The sequence below is a fragment of the Nocardia carnea genome (assembly GCF_029869215.1).
Lineage (GTDB): Bacteria > Actinomycetota > Actinomycetes > Mycobacteriales > Mycobacteriaceae > Nocardia > Nocardia carnea_B.
The window spans coordinates 1-18,950 of sequence record NZ_JARWPM010000418.1; the positions used below are offsets into that span (position 1 = coordinate 1).

18 protein-coding genes are annotated in these 18,950 nt (G+C 69.8%); 10 read left to right on the forward strand and 8 right to left on the reverse strand.

Going from position 1 to position 18,950, the window contains the following annotated elements:
- Positions 1 to 120: 120 nt before the first annotated feature.
- On the reverse strand, positions 121 to 453 hold the full coding sequence (locus QH276_RS30600) for a hypothetical protein (RefSeq protein WP_280400906.1): 333 nt from the start codon (positions 451 to 453) through the stop codon (positions 121 to 123).
- 40 nt (positions 454 to 493) lie between these two features.
- A complete protein-coding gene (locus QH276_RS30605) occupies positions 494 to 1,744 on the reverse strand; it encodes an oxygenase MpaB family protein (RefSeq protein ID WP_280400907.1) in 1,251 nt (416 codons plus the stop codon).
- A 580-nt stretch (positions 1,745 to 2,324) separates the two neighbouring features.
- Here QH276_RS30605 and QH276_RS30610 point away from each other — a divergent pair.
- The 3 genes from QH276_RS30610 (at position 2,325) to QH276_RS30620 (ending at position 6,078) form a co-directional block, all read left to right on the forward strand.
- Positions 2,325 to 3,740 (forward strand): lipase family protein, encoded by a 1,416-nt coding sequence (locus tag QH276_RS30610; RefSeq protein WP_280406982.1) that lies wholly within the window; start codon positions 2,325 to 2,327, stop codon positions 3,738 to 3,740.
- A 147-nt stretch (positions 3,741 to 3,887) separates the two neighbouring features.
- Positions 3,888 to 5,423, forward strand: coding sequence for an ATP-dependent DNA ligase (locus QH276_RS30615; protein ID WP_280400909.1), 1,536 nt, complete (start codon positions 3,888 to 3,890; stop codon positions 5,421 to 5,423).
- A 169-nt stretch (positions 5,424 to 5,592) separates the two neighbouring features.
- On the forward strand, positions 5,593 to 6,078 hold the full coding sequence (locus QH276_RS30620) for a DUF4383 domain-containing protein (protein ID WP_280400910.1): 486 nt from the start codon (positions 5,593 to 5,595) through the stop codon (positions 6,076 to 6,078).
- On the opposite strand, the gene QH276_RS30625 is transcribed toward QH276_RS30620, so the two are convergent.
- Together QH276_RS30625 and QH276_RS30630 are read right to left on the reverse strand one after the other, a co-directional pair.
- The gene (locus tag QH276_RS30625; RefSeq protein WP_280400911.1) at positions 6,068 to 7,312 is read right to left on the reverse strand and encodes a DUF3500 domain-containing protein; all 1,245 of its coding nucleotides are present in this window, start codon (positions 7,310 to 7,312) and stop codon (positions 6,068 to 6,070) included. The genes QH276_RS30620 and QH276_RS30625 overlap by 11 nt on opposite strands.
- 66 nt (positions 7,313 to 7,378) lie before the next feature.
- Complete coding sequence (locus QH276_RS30630; RefSeq protein ID WP_280400912.1) at positions 7,379 to 8,518, reverse strand: acyl-CoA dehydrogenase family protein; 1,140 nt, start codon at positions 8,516 to 8,518, stop codon at positions 7,379 to 7,381.
- Positions 8,519 to 8,617: 99 nt separating this feature from the next.
- On the opposite strand from QH276_RS30630, the gene QH276_RS30635 reads away from it, so the two are divergent.
- Together QH276_RS30635 and QH276_RS30640 are read left to right on the forward strand one after the other, a co-directional pair.
- A complete protein-coding gene (locus tag QH276_RS30635; RefSeq protein WP_280400913.1) occupies positions 8,618 to 9,232 on the forward strand; it encodes a TetR/AcrR family transcriptional regulator in 615 nt (204 codons plus the stop codon).
- 224 nt (positions 9,233 to 9,456) lie between these two features.
- Positions 9,457 to 9,792 (forward strand): glycine zipper domain-containing protein, encoded by a 336-nt coding sequence (locus tag QH276_RS30640; RefSeq protein ID WP_280400914.1) that lies wholly within the window; start codon positions 9,457 to 9,459, stop codon positions 9,790 to 9,792.
- A 20-nt stretch (positions 9,793 to 9,812) separates the two neighbouring features.
- Here the strand turns inward: QH276_RS30640 and QH276_RS30645 are convergent, their stop codons facing one another.
- Positions 9,813 to 10,796, reverse strand: a complete 984-nt coding sequence (locus QH276_RS30645) for an Acg family FMN-binding oxidoreductase (RefSeq protein WP_280400915.1) — start codon at positions 10,794 to 10,796, stop codon at positions 9,813 to 9,815.
- Between the two features lie 322 nt (positions 10,797 to 11,118).
- Between QH276_RS30645 and QH276_RS30650 the strand changes: the two genes are divergently transcribed.
- From QH276_RS30650 to QH276_RS30665, 4 genes are read left to right on the forward strand one after another with little or no spacing between them, the layout of a single operon-like run.
- The gene (locus QH276_RS30650) at positions 11,119 to 12,243 is read left to right on the forward strand and encodes an XdhC family protein (RefSeq protein WP_280400916.1); all 1,125 of its coding nucleotides are present in this window, start codon (positions 11,119 to 11,121) and stop codon (positions 12,241 to 12,243) included.
- 20 nt (positions 12,244 to 12,263) lie between these two features.
- Positions 12,264 to 12,785, forward strand: coding sequence for a 2Fe-2S iron-sulfur cluster-binding protein (locus QH276_RS30655; RefSeq protein WP_280400917.1), 522 nt, complete (start codon positions 12,264 to 12,266; stop codon positions 12,783 to 12,785).
- A complete protein-coding gene (locus tag QH276_RS30660) occupies positions 12,782 to 13,780 on the forward strand; it encodes an FAD binding domain-containing protein (RefSeq protein WP_280400918.1) in 999 nt (332 codons plus the stop codon). The genes QH276_RS30655 and QH276_RS30660 overlap by 4 nt, the downstream gene beginning before the upstream one ends.
- Positions 13,777 to 15,882: a xanthine dehydrogenase family protein molybdopterin-binding subunit gene (locus tag QH276_RS30665; protein ID WP_280400919.1), complete on the forward strand. Its 2,106-nt coding sequence runs from the start codon at positions 13,777 to 13,779 to the stop codon at positions 15,880 to 15,882. The genes QH276_RS30660 and QH276_RS30665 overlap by 4 nt, the downstream gene beginning before the upstream one ends.
- A 58-nt stretch (positions 15,883 to 15,940) precedes the next feature.
- Here QH276_RS30665 and QH276_RS30670 read toward each other — a convergent pair whose 3' ends face one another.
- The 3 genes from QH276_RS30670 to QH276_RS30680 form a co-directional block, all read right to left on the reverse strand.
- Positions 15,941 to 16,801, reverse strand: coding sequence for an LLM class F420-dependent oxidoreductase (locus tag QH276_RS30670; protein ID WP_280400920.1), 861 nt, complete (start codon positions 16,799 to 16,801; stop codon positions 15,941 to 15,943).
- Between the two features lie 63 nt (positions 16,802 to 16,864).
- Positions 16,865 to 17,035 carry a hypothetical protein gene (locus QH276_RS30675; RefSeq protein ID WP_280406983.1) on the reverse strand — a complete coding sequence of 57 codons (171 nt, stop codon included), beginning with the start codon at positions 17,033 to 17,035 and terminating at the stop codon, positions 16,865 to 16,867.
- Positions 17,032 to 17,889, reverse strand: a complete 858-nt coding sequence (locus QH276_RS30680) for a helix-turn-helix transcriptional regulator (protein ID WP_280400921.1) — start codon at positions 17,887 to 17,889, stop codon at positions 17,032 to 17,034. The genes QH276_RS30675 and QH276_RS30680 overlap by 4 nt, the downstream gene beginning before the upstream one ends.
- Before the next feature lie 132 nt (positions 17,890 to 18,021).
- On the opposite strand from QH276_RS30680, the gene QH276_RS30685 reads away from it, so the two are divergent.
- Entirely contained in the window at positions 18,022 to 18,867 is an 846-nt protein-coding gene (locus QH276_RS30685; RefSeq protein ID WP_280400922.1) for an SDR family NAD(P)-dependent oxidoreductase, read from the forward strand.
- Positions 18,868 to 18,950: the final 83 nt, after the last annotated feature.

Sequence of the window (18,950 nt, forward strand, 5' to 3'; positions counted from 1 at the left end):
TGGTGGGGACCGGGTGCGGCTTTTACCCCCCCCGGTTCAACCCTGGCCCCGCCCCGGGCGACCCGGGTAAGCGGCCGCCCCGCTGTTGGGCGGGGGCGCGGCCGTTCTTCCCGGACCGGCTTATGAGGGGTAGTGGGCCCGCCCCGGGGAGCAGGGACTCGGCAGCGCCGACATGGTGGCCAGATCGCAGACGCCTTCGGTGAGCATCTGGAAAGGCGTGATGCCGAGCAGGACGATGATGCCGATGATATCGCCGTTGCCGACGAGTATCCCGGCCGTCCGCGCCGCCGCCGACCCGGCATCCAGTGCCGACGAACCGGTTCCGGATTCGGCCTCGGCCACCGGCACGGCGGACGGGGCCGAGCCGGGCTGGGCCGTCGCGCCGGCCGCGGTACCGACGAGACTCACCGCGGCGATCGAGGCGACGGCAAGACGAAGAGTGGTGGGCGTCATCGCGCTCCTTGATAGTGAATGGATGGCACGTCGAGGGGGTTCAGCGCGGTGGCACGCTCATATCGCGGTTCATGGTCGGGATCTCGATACTGATCGGCATCCGCAATTCGGACAGGTACATCAGCGCGCCCTTGCGCAGGAACTCGTCGAGGAGCCAGTACGGGTCGCCCATCGGGGGGACGGCGGTGAGAATGCCCTCGCGCACCGCGATGAACGGGCCCCAGCTGAACCGGAGCAGCGGATCCCAGACCGGTTCGCGCGGAATGTGCAGTCCGTCGGCGATCCGGTCGCCCAGCAGGAAGCGGGTGAACGAACCGAGGACGGGCTTGCTCAGAATCGCGAGGTCGACATTGGCGCCCAGGCTCAGCAGCCGATCGGCCAGTTTGATGCCCTCGGGGGTCGGCATCAGGATGGGGTCGAGGACCTGCTCCGCCTGGGAGTTGGCTTCCGGCCACGATTTCGGGATGTATTCGTCCCGGACCCCGAGCATATGGGCCGCGACCTGCCAGGAATGCAGGAACGCCTCCGACTCGTGCACCGGGATCGGCACCTTCCAGTTCGTCAGATGCCGCATGACGGTCGTGGGCAGGCTGTGCCAGGTGACCATGATGTCGTCCTGGCTGATCGGAATATTCTCTTCGGCGGAATGCACCCAGTGTGGTGACTGCGGCAGCAGATGCCGCACGGCCGCATGCACCAGACGGGTTTTCACACAGGTGACGACCATTTCCCCGTCCGGGGCGTAGGCGTTGTTACTACCGATGTCATAGCCGAGTTTCGCGGTCTTGGTGATACGGTCCTTGAGGTCGTGACCGCCCTTGGAGTAGTAGACCGACCGGGCTTCCTTGGGGATGACCGTACTCATCATGCCGCTGGCGAACCCGTACAGCACACCGAGATACAGGCCGCGTTTCTTGTTGAACTCGATCGCGGTGTTCAGCTTGGCCGGATCGGTCCACTGCGGCAGTTGGCGGGCGTACTCCATGAAATCCCGTAATTCCGGTGGTAACCCGGCAGGCAACGGCTGACCGTTGCGCGTCCAGGTCCGCAACAGATCGTTGACCCTGGGGACTTCACCCCGATCGATCAGGCCGGCGACCAGCTCGTCGGCCTCGGGATCCCACACCGTCATCGGATCGGCGCCGGCGCCCGAACCGGCCACCGACCCCTCCGGCGACCATGTCCACGGCTGCGCCCGCCCCGTGGATGTCGCCGCCACCACCGCCAACGCCCCGGCAGCACCGGCCACCCCACCGGCCTTCAACGCGTCGCGCCTGCTGAGTCCATCCATGCCGCCACTCCTCATTGAGCTCGATCACCGCCGAAATCTGGTGAATCCTGGCCTCCACAAACTGTGGAATATCCAATAACTTATCAGCTGTACCAGACAGTTGTCCACGCTTGGCTTCACCTCTGAACGCCACCGTGCCGCTACATAGTCGATTCACATCGGACAGAATCGGAGGTCACATTGTTAGCGCCGAACCGAAGCGCCCGCGCGGGCGGCCACTGGGCGGCAGACCTCGGTCAGCGTGGGCCTGTGATGCGCGAGATTCTGGTGCTGCCCGCCGCTGCGGCGCGCCCAGTCGGCGAGGCCCGGCGGCACTTCGATACCCAGCGTGGCCTCCCCGCCCGGGCACCGCCGCCCAGCTCCTGTGGGCACCTCGCGTCACCGCCGGACCCGCACCGCTGACCCGCCGAATTGTCTCGGATCAGCAGCAACTCGTCTCAATCTTGTGACACAGCACTGAAACAGACTGCCGGTCACGTACTCTGAGCCCCTGGCCCCGATACCACAGGGGACGTTTCGGGGGACGGAGACCCGCATCTCCTCGGGTGCCATATCGATATCGCACCCAGGGACGTGTGCCATGAAATGTTTACGTGCCGGCGCACTCGCGTTGCTCACCGCCGTGCTGTTGCTCAGCGGACAGGCCGCCGCCCAGCCGCCCGCCGCACCCGGGCTCCCGATTCCCGCACTGCCGGTATTCCCGCCACCCGCGAACACGAGTGGGGCGAGCCTGCCCGGAATCCACGAATGGATCGACCGGGTGATCCCCCCGCCACCGATCGCGCCGGCGCCGAAGCCGGTACAGACGGACGGAACTGCCGCTCTGGCACCGGAACTGGCGGCGCTGCGGGAGGCGGTGCTCCCCGCGCCGGTCGGCGATCCGATCTTCGACCGGTGGCCGGCGAACCTCGCGGGTTACGCCCCGGGTGCGGTGCTCGATGTCCGCGATATCACCGCCACGGCCGCGCCGCTGGTGGTCGTACCGATCCGGCAGGCGGTGCTGTTCAAATACCGGACCACCGACGCCCACGGCCGTCCGTCCTACGCCACGGCCACGCTGGTGATTCCGGCGACCGCCGCACCGGTTCCGGGAGCGCGGCCGGTGGTGGTGAACAACCTCCCGATCGACGCACTCGGGCGGCACTGCACGCCGAGTTACACGCTTGCGCACGGTCTCTCGGCCGACAGCGCGATCACCGATTTCCTCCCGCCCACCACCCACCTCGCGGCTTTGCGCGGCTTTGCCGTACTCATTCCGGATCACGAGGGTCCGCGGATGGCCTACGCCGAACCCTACGTCGCGGGTCATGCGGTCCTGGACGCGGTGCGCGCTGTCCGGGGCTGGCGGCCGGCGGAGTTCGGGGCGAGCAGATTCGCGATGACCGGCTATTCCGGCGGCGCGATCGCCACCCACGGTGCGGCGAAACTCATCGGAAGCTACGCACCCGAACTCGCCCCGGCGCTGGCGGGTGCCGCGCTCGGCGGGGTGCCCGCCGACTTCGAGATCCTGTCTCGCAGTATGAACGCCAACCTGGCCTCGGGCGTGTTCATGGGCGCTGTCTTCGGCATCGCGCGCGAGCGGCCGGAGCTTTTGGCGCGGATGAACAACCTGGCCCGGTGGGTGAGTACCTCACCGATGAAAGACCAGTGCATCAGCGTTTTCGCGCTGCCGGGCATCCTGCATCTGCCGATCGATATCGCCGCGAATATCGCCGACCCCCTGCGTTCGCCGCTGGCCCGGGATATCTACGAGGTGACCCGGATGGCGGGGATCGCTGCGGCGACGCCGCTCTACATCTACCAGGGCGAACAGGAGTTCTGGATCCCGGCCGAAGGTGCCCGCAACCTCTACCTCGAACAGTGCGCGCTCGGCGTCACGGCGGTCTATCGCAGTGTGCCCGGTGAACACATCATCGCAGCGGGCCTCGGCTATCCCGAAGCCGTGCTCTGGCTGGACGAGCGGCTGCGCGGTATCCCGGCGACAAGTGAATGCTGAGATACAGCACCACTGGTGAGCGCGGCCCGGCCGGCGCGCGTGCGCGGACAATACCGCCGGCACCGCGCACTCCGAGCCGGACCGGCGCGCTGCCCCCCGTGCAGCGGCGTCATTGCCCCGGGCGGGTGCGCGTGCCAGGCTGTTGACGTGCTGTTCGCCGAGATCGCCGCCGCGTCCGCCGAGATCGCCGCGGTATCGGCGCGGCGGGCGAAAACCGGCCGTCTCGCCGCACTGCTGCGCCGCAGCGCCGCGTCCGGCGATGCGCGACAGATCGCGGTGACGGCGTCCTGGCTGTCGGGGGAATTGCCGCAACGTCAGATCGGGGTGGGCTGGGCGGCGCTGCGGTCGCTGCCGCAGCCGTCTACGACACCGACGCTCACGGTCGCCGACGTCGATGCACGTTTGACCCGGATCGGGGCGGTCGCGGGCAGAGGCTCCCGCACCGAACGGGCCGAACTGCTCCGCGATCTGTTCACCACAGCGTCCGAGACCGAGCAGACTTTCCTCCGCCGCCTGCTCAGCGGCGAGTTGCGCCAAGGCGCGCTCAGGGGTGTGCTGGCCGACGCGGTCGCCGAAGCCGCTGCGATACCCGCCGCCGAGATCCGGCGCGCCGCCATGCTGACCGGTGCGGTGCCCGCCGTCGCGGCCGCGGCGCTCACCGGGGGCCGGGCGGCGCTGGCGGAGTTCCGGCTCAGCGCGGGGCGGCCGATCGGGCCGATGCTCGCGCAGACCGCGACCGGAGTCACCGACGCCCTCGAACGACTCGGCGGGACGGCGGTGCTCGAAGCCAAGCTGGACGGCGCGCGGGTGCAGATCCACCGGGCCGGTTCGGTGGTTTCGGTGTTCACCCGCAGCCTCGACGAGGTCACCGATCGGCTGCCGGAGGTCGTCGCGGCCACCCTCGCCCTGCCCGCGACCGATCTGATCGCCGACGCCGAAGCGATCGCCCTGCGCCCCGACGGCCGGCCGCATCGTTTCCAGGTCACTGCGGCCCGCTTCGGCCGCAAGAATCCGGGTGATCTCGAACCGCTGTCGGTGTTCTTCTTCGATCTGCTGCACCTCGACAGCCGAGACCTGCTCGATCTCCCCACCCGGGACCGCCTCGCCGCGCTCGACGCGCTCGTCCCCCGCGACCAGCGCGTCGACCGCCTGGTGACCGCCGACGCGGCCGCCGCACAGCAATTCCTGGACCGCACGCTGGCCGCCGGACACGAAGGCATCATGGCGAAATCGCCGTCGGCTCCCTACGAAGCCGGCCGCCGCGGCGCCGGCTGGCTCAAGGTCAAACCCGTCCACACCTTGGATCTGGTGGTCCTCGCCGTCGAATGGGGCTCCGGCCGGCGCACCGGCACCCTGTCCAACATCCACCTGGGCGCACGCGACCCGGCCACCGGCGGATTCGTGATGCTGGGCAAGACATTCAAGGGGATGACCGACGCCATGCTGCAGTGGCAGACCGCGCGCTTCACCGAACTCGCCGACGGCCCCACCGACGGATACGTCGTGAAACTACGGCCGGAACAGGTCGTCGAAATCGCCTTCGACGGGGTGCAGACCTCCACTCGCTACCCCGGCGGCATGGCCTTGCGATTCGCCCGTGTGGTGCGCTATCGCGACGACAAAACCCCCGCCGAAGCCGATACGGTCGACACCGTCCGCGCGTTCTACGAGCAGGGCGGCTGAGCGGCCCGCGACAATCCTTCCGGCGCCGCGGCGCACATCGTCCCAGGAAATCGGGACGAGAGCCGGGCCGAGTGGTTTGCCGCGACCCCGGCCGGGCATCCGCCACCGTATCCCGGCTGCCGGTACACGGGAGGGTCTCGCGTGGGCACCGGGTGGAGGAGGAAGAGAAGTGTCCGAGCGCATCAGTTCCCCCCGTACCGCCCGTTCGCCGGTTCAGCTCGCCGCACTGGCCGTCGGCGCGGTCTTCGTGCTCGTCGCGATACTCGGGTTCGTCCCGGGGATCACCACGAACTACAGCAGCCTCGAATGGGCCGGTCACCACTCCGGCGCCCAATTGCTCGGCCTGTTCAACGTGTCGGTCCTGCACAACCTCGTACACCTGGCCTTCGGTGTCGCGGGCCTGGCCGCGGGCGCGCGGAGCTCGTGGGCCCGCGCCTACCTGATCGGCGGCGGCGTGATCTACCTGATCCTGTGGATCTACGGCCTGCTGATCGACTACGACAGCGACGCGAATTTCGTCCCGCTCGACACCGCCGACAACTGGCTGCACTTCGGGCTCGGCGCCGGCATGGTGGCGCTCGGTGTCCTGCTACCGCGGCTGGGTAATGATCCCGGCCGGCAGATGACCGACCGCCAGCCCGGCATCATCGAGTAGGCGGCATACCGGATCCACCGGCCGGTCCGCCCATCGGTCCGGCGGCTTCCTGCTGGGTGACGCTACCGGCGTAGTCGTTCGCCGGATCGCGGTAGATGGTGTGCACATGCCCCCAGCCCGAGGTCACGACACCGTCGACGTCGGCCCCGGCCGAACCCTGCTGGTTCGCGAACTCGATGTACACCTTCGGCCCGGAGATCTGGAAGTAGATACCCTCGCCCTGCGTCATGTCGTAGGTCGTCGCCCCGGACCAGTTCACGGAGGTTTCGTCCAGCGTCGCCTCGATCGCGGCGAGCTCCGCGGACGTCGTCTCCTCGTCCGCCAGACCCACCCAGTTCGCGATCACGTCGAGCAGTAGTTGTTTCTGCTCGTCGGTCAGCTCCGAGCCCGCGAGACCGGTGCCGGTGGGGTAATCGCACGTACCGCCGGGCGCGCAGACCATGTTCTGCACCTGGGTGCCCTGGTACAGCTTCGCCTGCTGAGCCTGCGTCAGGCTGTTGTAGAAGGCGAAGGCGGTCTCGTACATACCGGCGAGCGGCTGCACCTCGGTGCCCTCGGAATCGGTGTAGACGGCAGGCTGGGTGCCCAGGTGCGTAGGGGCGAAGGTGACGGTGCCGGCGGCGCCGTCAAGCGTGGCGTTGATACCGATATGGTGCCCGCCGAATTGGATCTCCCAGCTACCCGAGTCGGACGGATCGCCGAAGAACGCCAGGTAGTACTGGCCGAGCGAGTCCTCGGTCGAGTTGCTGTTCTCGTGCAGGAACTCGTCGCCGCCCATGATGCCGGTCACCGTGCTGTACCCCTCGTCGGAGAGCAGGGCGTCGAGCACCTCGAGCGCCGCGGCCCGCTGAGTTCCGGTCAGCTCGGAGAGGTTCAGACCGGCCCGGTCGACGAACGTGACAGGGAAGTTCGACCAGGACGTGCTCTTGGTTTCGTCGTCATAGGCGTAGACGACCTGGTCGCGCTGCTCCTGCGACAGGGTGTCGAGGAACCGCTGGGCGGCGGCCGCGGCTTCGGTGATGGTTTCGGCCGTGGTCGCCGACTGCGTGCTGTCCGAGGAACCGGCCGCCGCGGCGACCGCGCTGACCGTGGCCGAGGTCGCGGCACCGGTATCGCTCTGCTCGGCGGCGCAGCCACCGAGGAGAAGCCCACCGGCCAGCAGCACCGACACCCAGGCCGTCCGGCGGCGGTGACGGCCGGCGGCGGGAAGATCCGGGGAACTGTGCTTCGTCATGGGCTCGACCGTATGGAGCGGGCCTGGGAGTTCGCTGGGCCCCGGCTGGGGGTTCGCTGGGGCCGATCAGCCGGCGAGGTGGCGGCTGATCACCAGTCGCTGGATCTGGTTGGTGCCCTCGAAGATCTGCGTGATCTTGGCTTCGCGCATATACCGCTCGACCCGGAAGTCGCGAGTGTAGCCGTAACCACCGAGGACCTGCACCGCGTCGGTGGTGACCTTCATGGCCGCGTCGGTGGCGACCAGTTTGGCCACCGACGCCTGCCGGGAATACGGCAGGCCGGCGTCGCGGCGGCGCGCGGCGTCGAGGTAGGTCGCGCGTGCCGAGTCGACCGCCGCTGCCATATCGGCGAGCAGGAAGCCCAGCCCCTGGTGGTCGATGATCTTGCGGCCGAACGCCGTTCGCTCCTGCGCGTAGGACACGGCCTCGTCCAGCGCGGCCTGTGCGAGCCCCACCGCGACCGCCGCGATGCCCAACCGGCCGGAATCCAGCGCGCTGAACGCGATCTGCAGCCCCTGCCCCTCCGCGCCGATCCGCCGTTCGGCGGGGACGAAAGCGCCGTCGTAATGCGCGGAGGTGGTGGGCACCGCGTGCAACCCCATCTTCTCCTCGGGCTTGCCGAAGCTCAGCCCCTCGGTGTCCTTGGGCACCAGGAAACACGAGATACCTTTGGAGCCCTCGGCGGTGCGCGCGAACAGGTTGTAGAAGTCGGCGATACCGCCGTGGGTGATCCACGCCTTGGCGCCCTCGATCCGGTATCCACCGTCGATCGCGGTCGCCTTGCAGGCCAGCGCCGCGGCATCCGAACCTGCCTGCGGTTCGGACAGACTGTAGGCGCCGACGGTGGTACCGCCGAGCATCTCGGGCAGCCACCGCTGCTTCTGTTCCTCGGTGCCGAAGGTCATGAGTGGATAGCAGGAAAGACCGTGCACGCTCACAGCCACCGCGACCGCCGCCCAGCGCGCGGCGATCTCCTCCAGCACCTGCAGGTACACCTCGTACGGCTGGCCGCCGCCACCCCACTCCTGCGGATACGGCAGGCTCAGCAACCCGGCTTCGCCCAGGGTCGCGAACACGCCCTCGGGGTAGGTCTCGGCTTTCTCGTGCTCGTCGACGATCGGGGCGAGCACCTTATCGGCGATATCCCGGGTGAGATGGATGAGGTCCCGGGCCTCGTCGGTGGGCAGAAGTCGTTCGACAGCCACAGGAAATCCTCCGGGGTTACGCAGAATAGTACTTTGCTGCCCGTCACAGTACTGTTCCGAAAACAGTACTGCAAGGCTCGCCGCAGTACTATTCGCTCCATGGAGCAGAGCTCGGCCTTCGCGACCCGCCGCCGCATGGAACTGTTCGACGCACTGGTCGAACTGTTCCTCACGGAAGGGTTCGCGCACCTGACTCTCGACGCCGTCGCGGCCCGGTTGCGCTGCTCCAAATCCACGCTCTACACCCTTGCCGACAGCAAGGAACAGCTGGTCACCGCCGCCACCGTGCACTTCTTCAAACGCGCCACCGCCACCGTCGAAGCCGAGGTGTCGACGGCCACCGGTTCACTGGACCGCGTCGCCGCCTACCTCACCGCGGTCGGCACGGCGCTGGCGGTGGCCTCCGACCGGTTCATGACCGATCTCGACGCCTTCGCCCCCGCCCGCGAAGTGTACGAACGCAATACCCGTATCGCCGCCCGCCGCGTTCGAGAGCTCATCGACGAGGGCGTGACCACCGGCGCATTCCGCGGCGTCCACGCCGCGTTCGCCGCGGACCTGGCCGCAACCGTGATGGTGCGAATCCAGCAGGGCGGCGTCCGCACCGCCACCGGACTCGACGATGCCGCGGCCTACCGGGAACTGGCGGCCATCCTCACCCACGGCATCAGCGCCCACGGGAGCGGGCGCCGCGTACCGGCTCCCGGGCAGTGAGCCCGCCGAAGCAGTCTCCGGCGGGTGCCGTGGGATCGGCGAAGTTCGTGGCGGAGCCGGGGCGAGTTCCAGCTGATCACCGGTTTCCCTGTGACACATTGTCATTCGTCACATCGTTTCGATCGGAGCCCCTCCGGGCTGCCTATGATCCAGGCAGCCGGAGGCAGTCCGGCCGCATGGTGCGTCCGCGCGCGGACCGAGGGCCGGAAAGGCTGGGAGAAACGATGACAGGACATGGCTTCGCCAAGGCGATGGGGGTGCTGGCGTCCGGTGCGCTGCCGCTTGCCGCGGCGGTTGTGGTCGCGGGACCGTCCACCGCGGACACCGCTGTGCCCCATGCCGCGCCGGTGGCGGGTATCCCCTTGCAGAAGCGCGAGGAAGTGGCGACGAATCCGCACGCCCTGATCCCCGATCCCGTACTCAACGGCTCGTCCGTGGGCGGATCGGTGGGCTCCGCCGTCGGTTCGGCCACCGGATCCGGCGGCTCGCTCCTGGGTTCGGTGATCGGTGCGCTGGTCGGCTACTTCCGGCCGGATGTGATCCCCCAGGTGCTGCCTTGATGTGATCAGGGCTAGGTTCCTCACGCGGAAGCGGAGAATATCTCGGCGAGCGGTAACCGTGGTGTACGGGCCGGTGGCCGGTCGCGCCGAGGTGGCGCGCCGACCCGGATCAGTACCTGGGGCAGGCGGTCGCCGCCGATCAGTTCGCGGATCGCCGTTCTGCCGTCGGATATCTCGGTCAGGTGGGTGAGCGGGCAGGTGGCATAGCCGGCGGCGGTGGCGTCGAGCAGCACGGTCGACAGCGCCTCCCCGCACCGTACGTGGTCGTCGCGGGTATCCGCGCCGGTCGACAGCACCAGGACCACGGCATGATCTTCGGCGGTGTCCGCAGCGGTATCGGATTCGGTGGGTACGGTCGGGAAGCGCCGCCCGATATCGACCCGTTCGTGTTCCTCCGGGGAGATCAGCGAGGTTTTCGGCACACCGGCGCCGCCGATCACATGACCGGTCCACCAGTGCAGCTCCGCGTGGTAGGCCGAATCGTAGCGTCGCCGCGCGCCGGTCATTTGCGTGGCGTGCGCGAGGGCCGGGTGATCGTCCTCGGCCAGGACGTCCACGCGGATCTCCCGGTCCTCGACCGCGGACCGCAGGGCGGGCTCGAATTCGTCCCAAGCCGGGGGCGGCCCGAACGGCAGGCGGTCGGTGTAGCGGCGGTCGATCGCGTCCGCGCGGGCACGGTCGTCCTCGACCACCGTGGGTGCGTGCTCGAAGGTGATGTGAGCGAGCAGTTCGGGATCTCCGGGGTCGGGGAAACGGTCGGCGGACAACCGCCAGCCCGCGGCCGCCATCGCGGCGCGCAGATGATCCAGGGTGGCGCCGCAGCTGATCAGCATCTGGCGGCCGCTCGGATCGGTCGTCGGCAGCATGCGCTCCCGCGCCGCGGACAACCGCAGGACGTCGCCGTCGGCCCGCCACTGCCAGGGCTGACTGTTGTGCAGCGACGGCGCCCGTGCCGCGAGGCCGACGGCGTGCTCGAGGGTCGATGCGCTGGGGCCGGCGTTCATGGGCGCGAACTTACCCACCGGCGACGGCCCGAAACGGGACCACACGCCGGTCGTGCGCGGACTGGGATCACGATGTTTTCCGAGTCGGCACGCGACCATCGATCGATCGTCTCGACTGCGCGGGACTCGCGGTCCCCGCCTTCGCCGGCCCGCGTCCACGCCCTGCGCGAGCCCACGACCTGGCCGGGCGCGCGCATGGCGGGGGCCGCGGTGGGTACGCCGCGGGCATGAGCGATGACACGGACGCGGGCGTACCGCGCATACCGTCGGCGGTGGCGGCAACCCCGGCCGCCCCGCGCCACGCGCCCTTGGCCCGCCAACGATGAGCGATGCGTGGGACGCGATGCTGCGGTGGACGCGGGCCGGAACACGGTCCGCGCTGGCACGGGTGGTGGACAGTTCGCCCGGGCGGCCGCGTGCGCTCGGAACCGCGCTGGCGGTCTCGGAAACAGGCGGTGTCGCGGGCAGTATCTCCGGCGGATGCGTCGATGGTGATATCTGTGCGTGGGCGCAGGAGGTCATCGGCCGCGGAACTCCCGAGCAACTGCGGTACGACGGCGCCGCGGGCGAGTTCGCCGCCCCGGCCCTGCCGTGCGGCGGCCGGCTCGATGTCTATGTCGAACCCGTGGACGGCTCGCTGCGGGCGGTCCTCGCTCCCCTGGTCGCCGCCCGCCGGCGGGGCGAGCCGATCGCGCTGGCCACCGTCCTCGCCGGGGCCGGCCACTCGGCCCCCCGGCATACGCTGATCCCGGCACCCGGCGCCGACCGCGAACCGGCGGCGGAACCGCTCGAGCGGGTACGGGCGTGGTCCGATCCGGAGACCAGCGGCCTGCTCGACTTGCCCGCAACCGAGCGCTTCCCGGACCTGCGGGTATTCGTCCAGTCCTTTCCCGCGCCGCCGCGCATGCTCGTCTTCGGCGCGGACGATTTCGCCGCCGCGCTCATTCGGATCGGCCGTTTCCTGGGCTATCGGGTCACGCTCTGCGACGCCCGGCCGGCTTTCGCCACGGCCGCGCGTTTCCCCGCAGCCCACGAGGTCGTCGTGCGCCCGCCGCACGAGTACCTGGCGGAAACGCCGGTCTCCGAGTCGACCGTGCTCTGTGTACTTACCCACGACGAGAGATTCGATGTCCCGTTGCTCGCCGCGGCGCTGCGTACCGAGGCCGGCTATATCGGCGCCATGGGCAGCCGGCGTACCCACGCCGACCGCCTGCGCCGGCTGCGGGCCGCCGGTGTCACCGAGGCCGAGCTCGGGCGCCTCGCCGCCCCGACCGGCCTGGATCTGGGTGCGGCCACACCGGAGGAGACGGCGGTATCCATCGCCGCGGAGATCGTCGCGTTGCGACGCCACGGCAGCGGGGCACGGCTGCGCGACCTCGACCGGCCGATCCACCCCGCCGGGGACCCGGAATCGACTCGGTGCGCCGCGCTCCGGTTTGGGTCGTGAGGCAGGGGTAACCGGCCCGTATGACAGCTGCCGAGAATCACAGCGATATCGCGCTGGAGGTGGACGGGCAGCGGCGGACGCTGCGCGTGGACAATCGCACCACTGTGCTGGACGCACTGCGCGAACAGCTCGGTGTCACCGCCCCCAAGAAGGGTTGCGACCACGGGCAGTGCGGCTCGTGCACGGTACTGCTCGACGGCCGCCGCGTCACCACCTGCCTCACCTTCGCCGCCGCCCATGACGGCGCCGAGGTGATCACCGCGGCCGGGTTGCCCGACGGCGAGACCCTGCACCCCGTCCAGCAGGCGTTCCTGGAGCAGGACGGATTCCAATGCGGCTACTGCACCCCCGGTCAGGTGTGCTCGGCGGTGGGGATGCTCGCGGAAGCGAAGGCCGGCAACCCCAGTTACGTCACCGCCGAACTCACCGCCACCGCGGAGCTCTCGGACGCCGAGATCCGGGAACGGATGAGCGGCAACCTGTGCCGCTGCGCGGCCTATCCGAATATCGTGGCCGCGATCCGGCAGGCGGCCCTGCGGTGATCCCTTTCGAGTACCGGCGCGCGACCAGTGCCCGGGAGGCGGTGACCGCGGTGGCCGAACGGCCGGGGGCGGCGTTCCTCGGCGGCGGCACCAATCTGGTCGACCACATGAAGCTGGGTATCGCCGCACCGGATCTGCTGGTGGATGTCAGCCGGTTGCCGCTCGACGGTGTCGAGGAGACCGCGGACGGCGGGCTCCGGGTGGGCGCGGCCGTGCGCAACAGTGATCTGGCGGCGCATCCGGTGGTCCGGGCCCGCTATCCGGCGCTGTCGCGGGCGCTGCTCTCCGGCGCGTCGGGTCAGTTGCGCAATCTCGCCACCACCGGCGGAAACCTGCTGCAACGGACCCGTTGTGTCTACTTCCAGGATGTGACGACGCCCTGCAACAAACGCGAACCCGGCAGTGGCTGCGCCGCGTTCGGCGGGTACGTCCGCTATCACGCGATCCTGGGTGCGTCCGAGCACTGCGTAGCGGTGCATCCCTCGGATATGGCGGTCGCGCTCGCGGCGCTGGACGCCCAGGTGGTGACCGAGGACACCGGCGGCGAACGCCGTATCCCGATCACCGAGTTCCACCGGTTGCCGGGCGATCATCCCGAGCGCGATACCGTGCTCACCCACGGCCAGCTGATCACCGCGATCGAGCTCCCCGCGCCGCCGGCCGGGGCGGTGGCCGACTATCGCAAGGTGCGCGACCGCGCATCCTACGCGTTCGCCCTGGTCTCGGTGGCGGCGGAACTGACCTTCGAATCCGGCGGCACCGCGATCCGGTCCGCGCGCCTGGCGCTCGGCGGGGTCGCGCACCGGCCATGGCGGGCCCGGCGCGCCGAAGCCGCGCTCACCGCGGCGCCGGCGACCGAGCAGACGTTCGCACACGCGGCCGAGGCCGAACTCGCCGCGGCCCGCCCGCTGGACGGCAACGAGTTCAAGGTCGAACTCGCCCGCCGCACCCTGGTATCGACCCTGCAGGACCTCACCGAACGGGCACAGCGATGACACTGATACCGGCCGATTCGATGGGTACGCCGCTGACCAGGCTCGACGGGCACGCCAAGGTCACCGGTACGGCGCCGTACGCCTTCGAACATCCCGTGACCGATCCCCTGTACCTGCATCCGGTCCAATCGACCGTGGCCCGGGGCCGGGTGCACGCCATGGACACCGCCGCCGCCTCGCGGCTGCCGGGCGTGGCCGCGGTCCTGACCGTTTTCGACGCTCCCGGACTCGACGACACCTCCGACGGCGAACTGAGCATTCTGCAGGACGACCGCGTGCACTTCCGGGGCCAGCTGATCGGGGCGGTGCTCGCCGACAGCGCCGAAACCGCCCGCCAGGGTGCGGATCTGGTGCGCACCGACTACCAGGAGGAGCCGCACCACACCGAGTTGCGCGCCGACGACCCTGCTCGTTACGCCCCCGAGCAGGTGAACCCCACCTTCCCCACCGACACCGACGACGGTGATGTCGAGGCCGGGCTGGCGGCCGCGGAAGTCCGGATCGACAGCACCTACACCACCCCCACCGAACACAACAATCCGATGGAACCGCACGCCTGTATCGCGATCTGGGAGGAGTCGGCCGGCCGCCCGCAGGTCACGCTGTACGACTCCACGCAGGGCGTGCACACCGTCCGATCGACACTCGCACCGCTGTTCGGCCTGGAACCCGACCAGCTGCGGGTCCTCGCGCCCCACGTGGGCGGTGGCTTCGGCGCCAAGGGCGCGCCGCATGCCCACAATGTGCTCGCCCTGCTGGCCGCGCGGCGCTGCGCCGGGCGGCCGGTGAAATTCGCGCTCACCCGCCAGCAGATGTTCGCACTGGTCGGCTACCGGACACCGACGGTCCAGCGGATCCGGCTGGGCGCCGGTCGCGACGGCCGGCTGACCGCGCTGTCCCATGAGGTCGTCGAAACGACCTCACGGGTGAAGGAATTCGCCGAACAGACCGCGGTGGCCTCCCGGACGATGTACTCCGCCGCGAACCGGCGGACCTCCCACCGCTTGGTCGCGCTGGATGTGCCGGTGCCGTTCTGGATGCGCGCGCCCGGCGAATGTCCCGGGATGTACGCCGCCGAATCGGCCATCGACGAACTCGCGGTGGCCTGCGGGATCGACCCGATCGAGCTGCGGATACGCAATGAACCGGAAGCCGATCCGGAATCGGGCCGGCCGTTTTCGGGACGCCACCTCGTGGAATGCCTGCGCACCGGCGCCGATCGTTTCGGCTGGGCCGGGCGCGATCCGGCCCCGCGCGCCCGCCGCGACGGCGACTGGCTGGCCGGGACCGGGGTCGCGGCGGCCACCTATCCCGCGATGGCGATGCCCGGCAACACCGCCCGGATCGAATTCGGTGCCGACGGGCGCTACACCGTCGCCATCGGCGCCGCCGATATCGGCACGGGCACCTGGACGACACTCACCCAGATCGCCGCCGACGCCCTCGGCTGCGCTCCGGCGGCCGTGCACCTGCGGATCGGGGATACCGATCTCCCCGAGGCCAGCGTCGCGGGAGGCTCTTCGGGAATCGGCTCGTGGGGGTCGGCCGTCGTCGCCGCCGCCCGCGCCTTCCGGGACGAACACGGCGACAACCCGGTCGCCGGCGCCCACACCAGCGCGCAGCCGGCCGAGAACCCGGACGCGGAGAAGTTCGCGCTGCATTCGTTCGGCGCCCATTTCGCCGAAGCCCGGGTCCATCGGTACACCGGTGAGATCCGCATTCCCCGCATGCTCGGGGTGTTCTCGATCGGGCGCGCGATCAATCCGCGGACCCTGCGTTCCCAGCTGATCGGCGGGATGACGATGGGTCTCTCCGGCGCCCTGCACGAGGAGAGCGTGCGCGACCACCGGTTCGGCCATATCGTCACCCACGACCTGGCCTCCTACCACATCAGCGCGCACGCCGATGTGCAGGACATCGACGCGATCTGGCTGGACGAGATCGACGAGCACACCAATCCGATGGGGTCACGCGGCGCCGGCGAGATCGGCATCGTCGGGGCCGCCGCCGCGGTGGCCAATGCCGTCTATCACGCGACCGGCGTCCGGGTGCGCGAGTTGCCCATCACCGCCGAAGCGGTGCTGAGTGATCCCATCGACTGACCGCCGGCGCCCGGACGTCCTCTACCCGGACACCTGGGGCCCAACGGATTCGGTGCGGTCAGGCGAGCGCGGCGGCGAGGCGGCGCCACTGCGCGCGGGGGAACGCTTGCAGATCCGCGTCCAGCACCTGCACACAGACGTGATCGGCACCCGCCGCCCGGTGCTCGGCGACCCGGCGCAGGATGGCGTCCTCGTCACCCCAGGCGATGATCGCGTCGAACAGCCGGTCGCTGACGGTGGCCACGTCCTCCGGTGTGAAACCCGACCGCAGGATGTTGTTCGCGTAGTTCGGCAGCTGGAGATAGCTGCGCAACCAGTCGGTGCCGATGGACCGCGCCTCGTCGCGATCGGTGGTGAGAACAACCGTCTGTTCCGGCAGCAACAGCGGCCCGTCCCCGAGGGTGGCCCGGGCGGTGGCGGTGTGCTCGGGCGTGACCAGGTACGGGTGGGCGCCGCCGGCGCGGGTCGCCGCGAGGTGCAGCATCTTCGGCCCCAGCGCGGCCAGCACCCGCGCATCCGCGGGGACGGGGGTCGCGGTCGCGTCCAGCGCGTCGAGATAGGACCGGGTGGCCGCCAACGGCTTCCGGTAGCGGCCCGGATCACCGGCATCGATCAACGGCGCGTGGCTCACGCCGATTCCGAGCAGGAACCGGTCGCCGTACGTACCGGTCAGCGCGGCATACCGGGCGGCGACGTCCGCCGGTTCGTGCATCCACAGGTTCAGGATTCCGGTCGCGACCACAACCTGTTTCGTCGCACCCAGCAGATTGTCCACGGAATCGAACACCGGGCCGCCGACATCGGGAATCCACACCGCGGTGTAGCCCAGCTCCTCGAGTTCGGCCGCCGCCTCCGCGGCTTCGGCCGCATCGCCGTAGCGCAACTGCGAACTCCACACCCCGACACCCGTGAGCTGCACAAATCCTCCTCGAAACCCGTTGATGCGCACACCGGCAACGGAATCCGGCCGCGCGCACAGATGCTACTGCACAGCCTGCCACCGCTCGAGGACAGCGGCATGGAACACCGGCGATCCCGCGGCCCGGCTCCGCCATTCCATCTCGGCACGGCCCACAGCGCCGATGATCGATATCGGTCCGGATCCCGGCACCACGACCTCGACCTGGCCACCACAGGGCGCAATTCGGCTCACCTCTGGCCCGCTCCCGGTGTCGTTCTATGACCGTCGACCAATTCGGTGAGCCGGCGTGTTGTCTCGGTACCGCCGCGCGGGAGATAGCTGACCAGGGTGTGTTCGCCGTCCAGGCTGCGCATCTTGGTGAGCATGAACTCCACGTGACCGAGATCCGGGTGGCGCACCACGCGAGTATCGGAAGTCAACGCGGACAGGTCGTTTCGTCGCCACAACCGGCCGAATTCGGCGCTTTCGGCCGCCAGTTCGCCGATCAGCCCGGCGATATCCGGGGTGGCGACATCGTGACCCACCATCGCGCGGAAGAACGCGACCGTCTGGGCGGCTTCGCCTTCCCAGTCGTCGGATGCCGCACGAAGCTGCGCGGAGGTGAAGGTGAGCCACAGGACGTTGCGCCGGGGCGCCGCCACTGCGGCCAGATCGCCGAAAAGTGTTCCGGCACCGCGATTCCAGGCGACGATATCGAACCGCCGGTCGATCAGGAACGCCGGATTGGGGTCGAGCTGATCCAGAACCGGCCGATAACGCTCCGCAACCGGTGACTGCGCCGGCCCGTCCGCGCGCGGCGGCATCTCCCCCGCGAGCCGGAACATATGCGCCCTCTCGACCTCGTCCAGGCCCAGGACATCCACCAAACTGTTCCACACCTGCCGGGAGGCACGGACGTGGCGGCCCTGCTCCAGCCACGTGTACCAGGTGACGCTCATTCCGGCGAGTGTGGCGACCTCCTCGCGGCGCAGGCCCGGCGTGCGCCGGCGGCCCCCGGCGGGCAGCCCCACCTCGGCGGGGCTGCGGCGTTCCCGGCGGCTCCGCAGGAATTCGCCCAGTTCCCGGCGCGGATCCATGGCAGGCATATCCCCCATCATCGCAGCCGGCGATCGTGGTGGTTTCACTACCAGTACAAGCGCTGTCTGTATCCGCCCGGGTCGCGGCCGCACGATCGGGATACCGGCTCGACGAGACGGAATCATGATGGGAGCGAAATCGTGCGCAGCGTATTCATCACAGGGGCCACCGGCGGTATCGGAGTACCCACCGTCCGGTTGCTGGCCGAGCGCGGATACCGGGTTTTCGCCGGGGTGCGTGACGCCGACAAGGCGAGGGTTTTCGACGGGCTCGAGCACGTCCTGCCCGTCGTCCTCGAGGTGACAGACGAAGGCTCGGTTGCCGAGGCCGCGCGGGATATCGGCCGGTTGCTGGGCGGGGACACACTGGACGCGGTGGTGAACAATGCGGGCCTCATCGTGGAGGGCCCGCTGGAATTGGTCGAGGCCGCGGAACTGGAACGCCAGTTCCGGGTGAACGTTTTCGGCCCGGCGGCGGTGATCCGGGCGTTCCTGCCGCTGCTGCGGGCGAGCCGCGGCCGGATCGTCAATGTCACGGCGCCGACGGCGCGCCGGGCCATGCCCTACAACGGCCCGATCTCGGCGAGCAAAGCCGCACTGGCGTCACTCAGCGTCGCCTTGCGCGGGGAGCTTGCGGCCTGGGGAATCAAGGTCGTGATGGTGGAGCCCACGGGTACCGACACCCCGATCTTCGCTCTCGCCGCCGAATCGGCGGACGAGTCGCGCCGGCGGGCGGACCCGTACGTGGCCGAACTCTATTCGCCGATGATCCGCGCGGTCCGGGACGCCACCGCGCGCCTGTCGCTGGCAGATCCCGAGACGATCGCCTCGGTCCTCGTCCGGGCGATCACCGCCAGGCGGCCCCGGACCCGTTACACCGCGGGACGCGGCGCTGCACTGCTCCCGGCAGTGGGCCGCCTACCGGACCCGCTCGCCGACGCCGTGGTCGCCCGGGCCCTCGGCCTCGCGAAAGCGACCCCACAATGAGCCGGTCGGCGTGGTCCCGCACGATCGTCGCGACCGGGGCGATCTCCGCCGGGCATGCCGCACCGCTACGGGAGGGAGCCTGG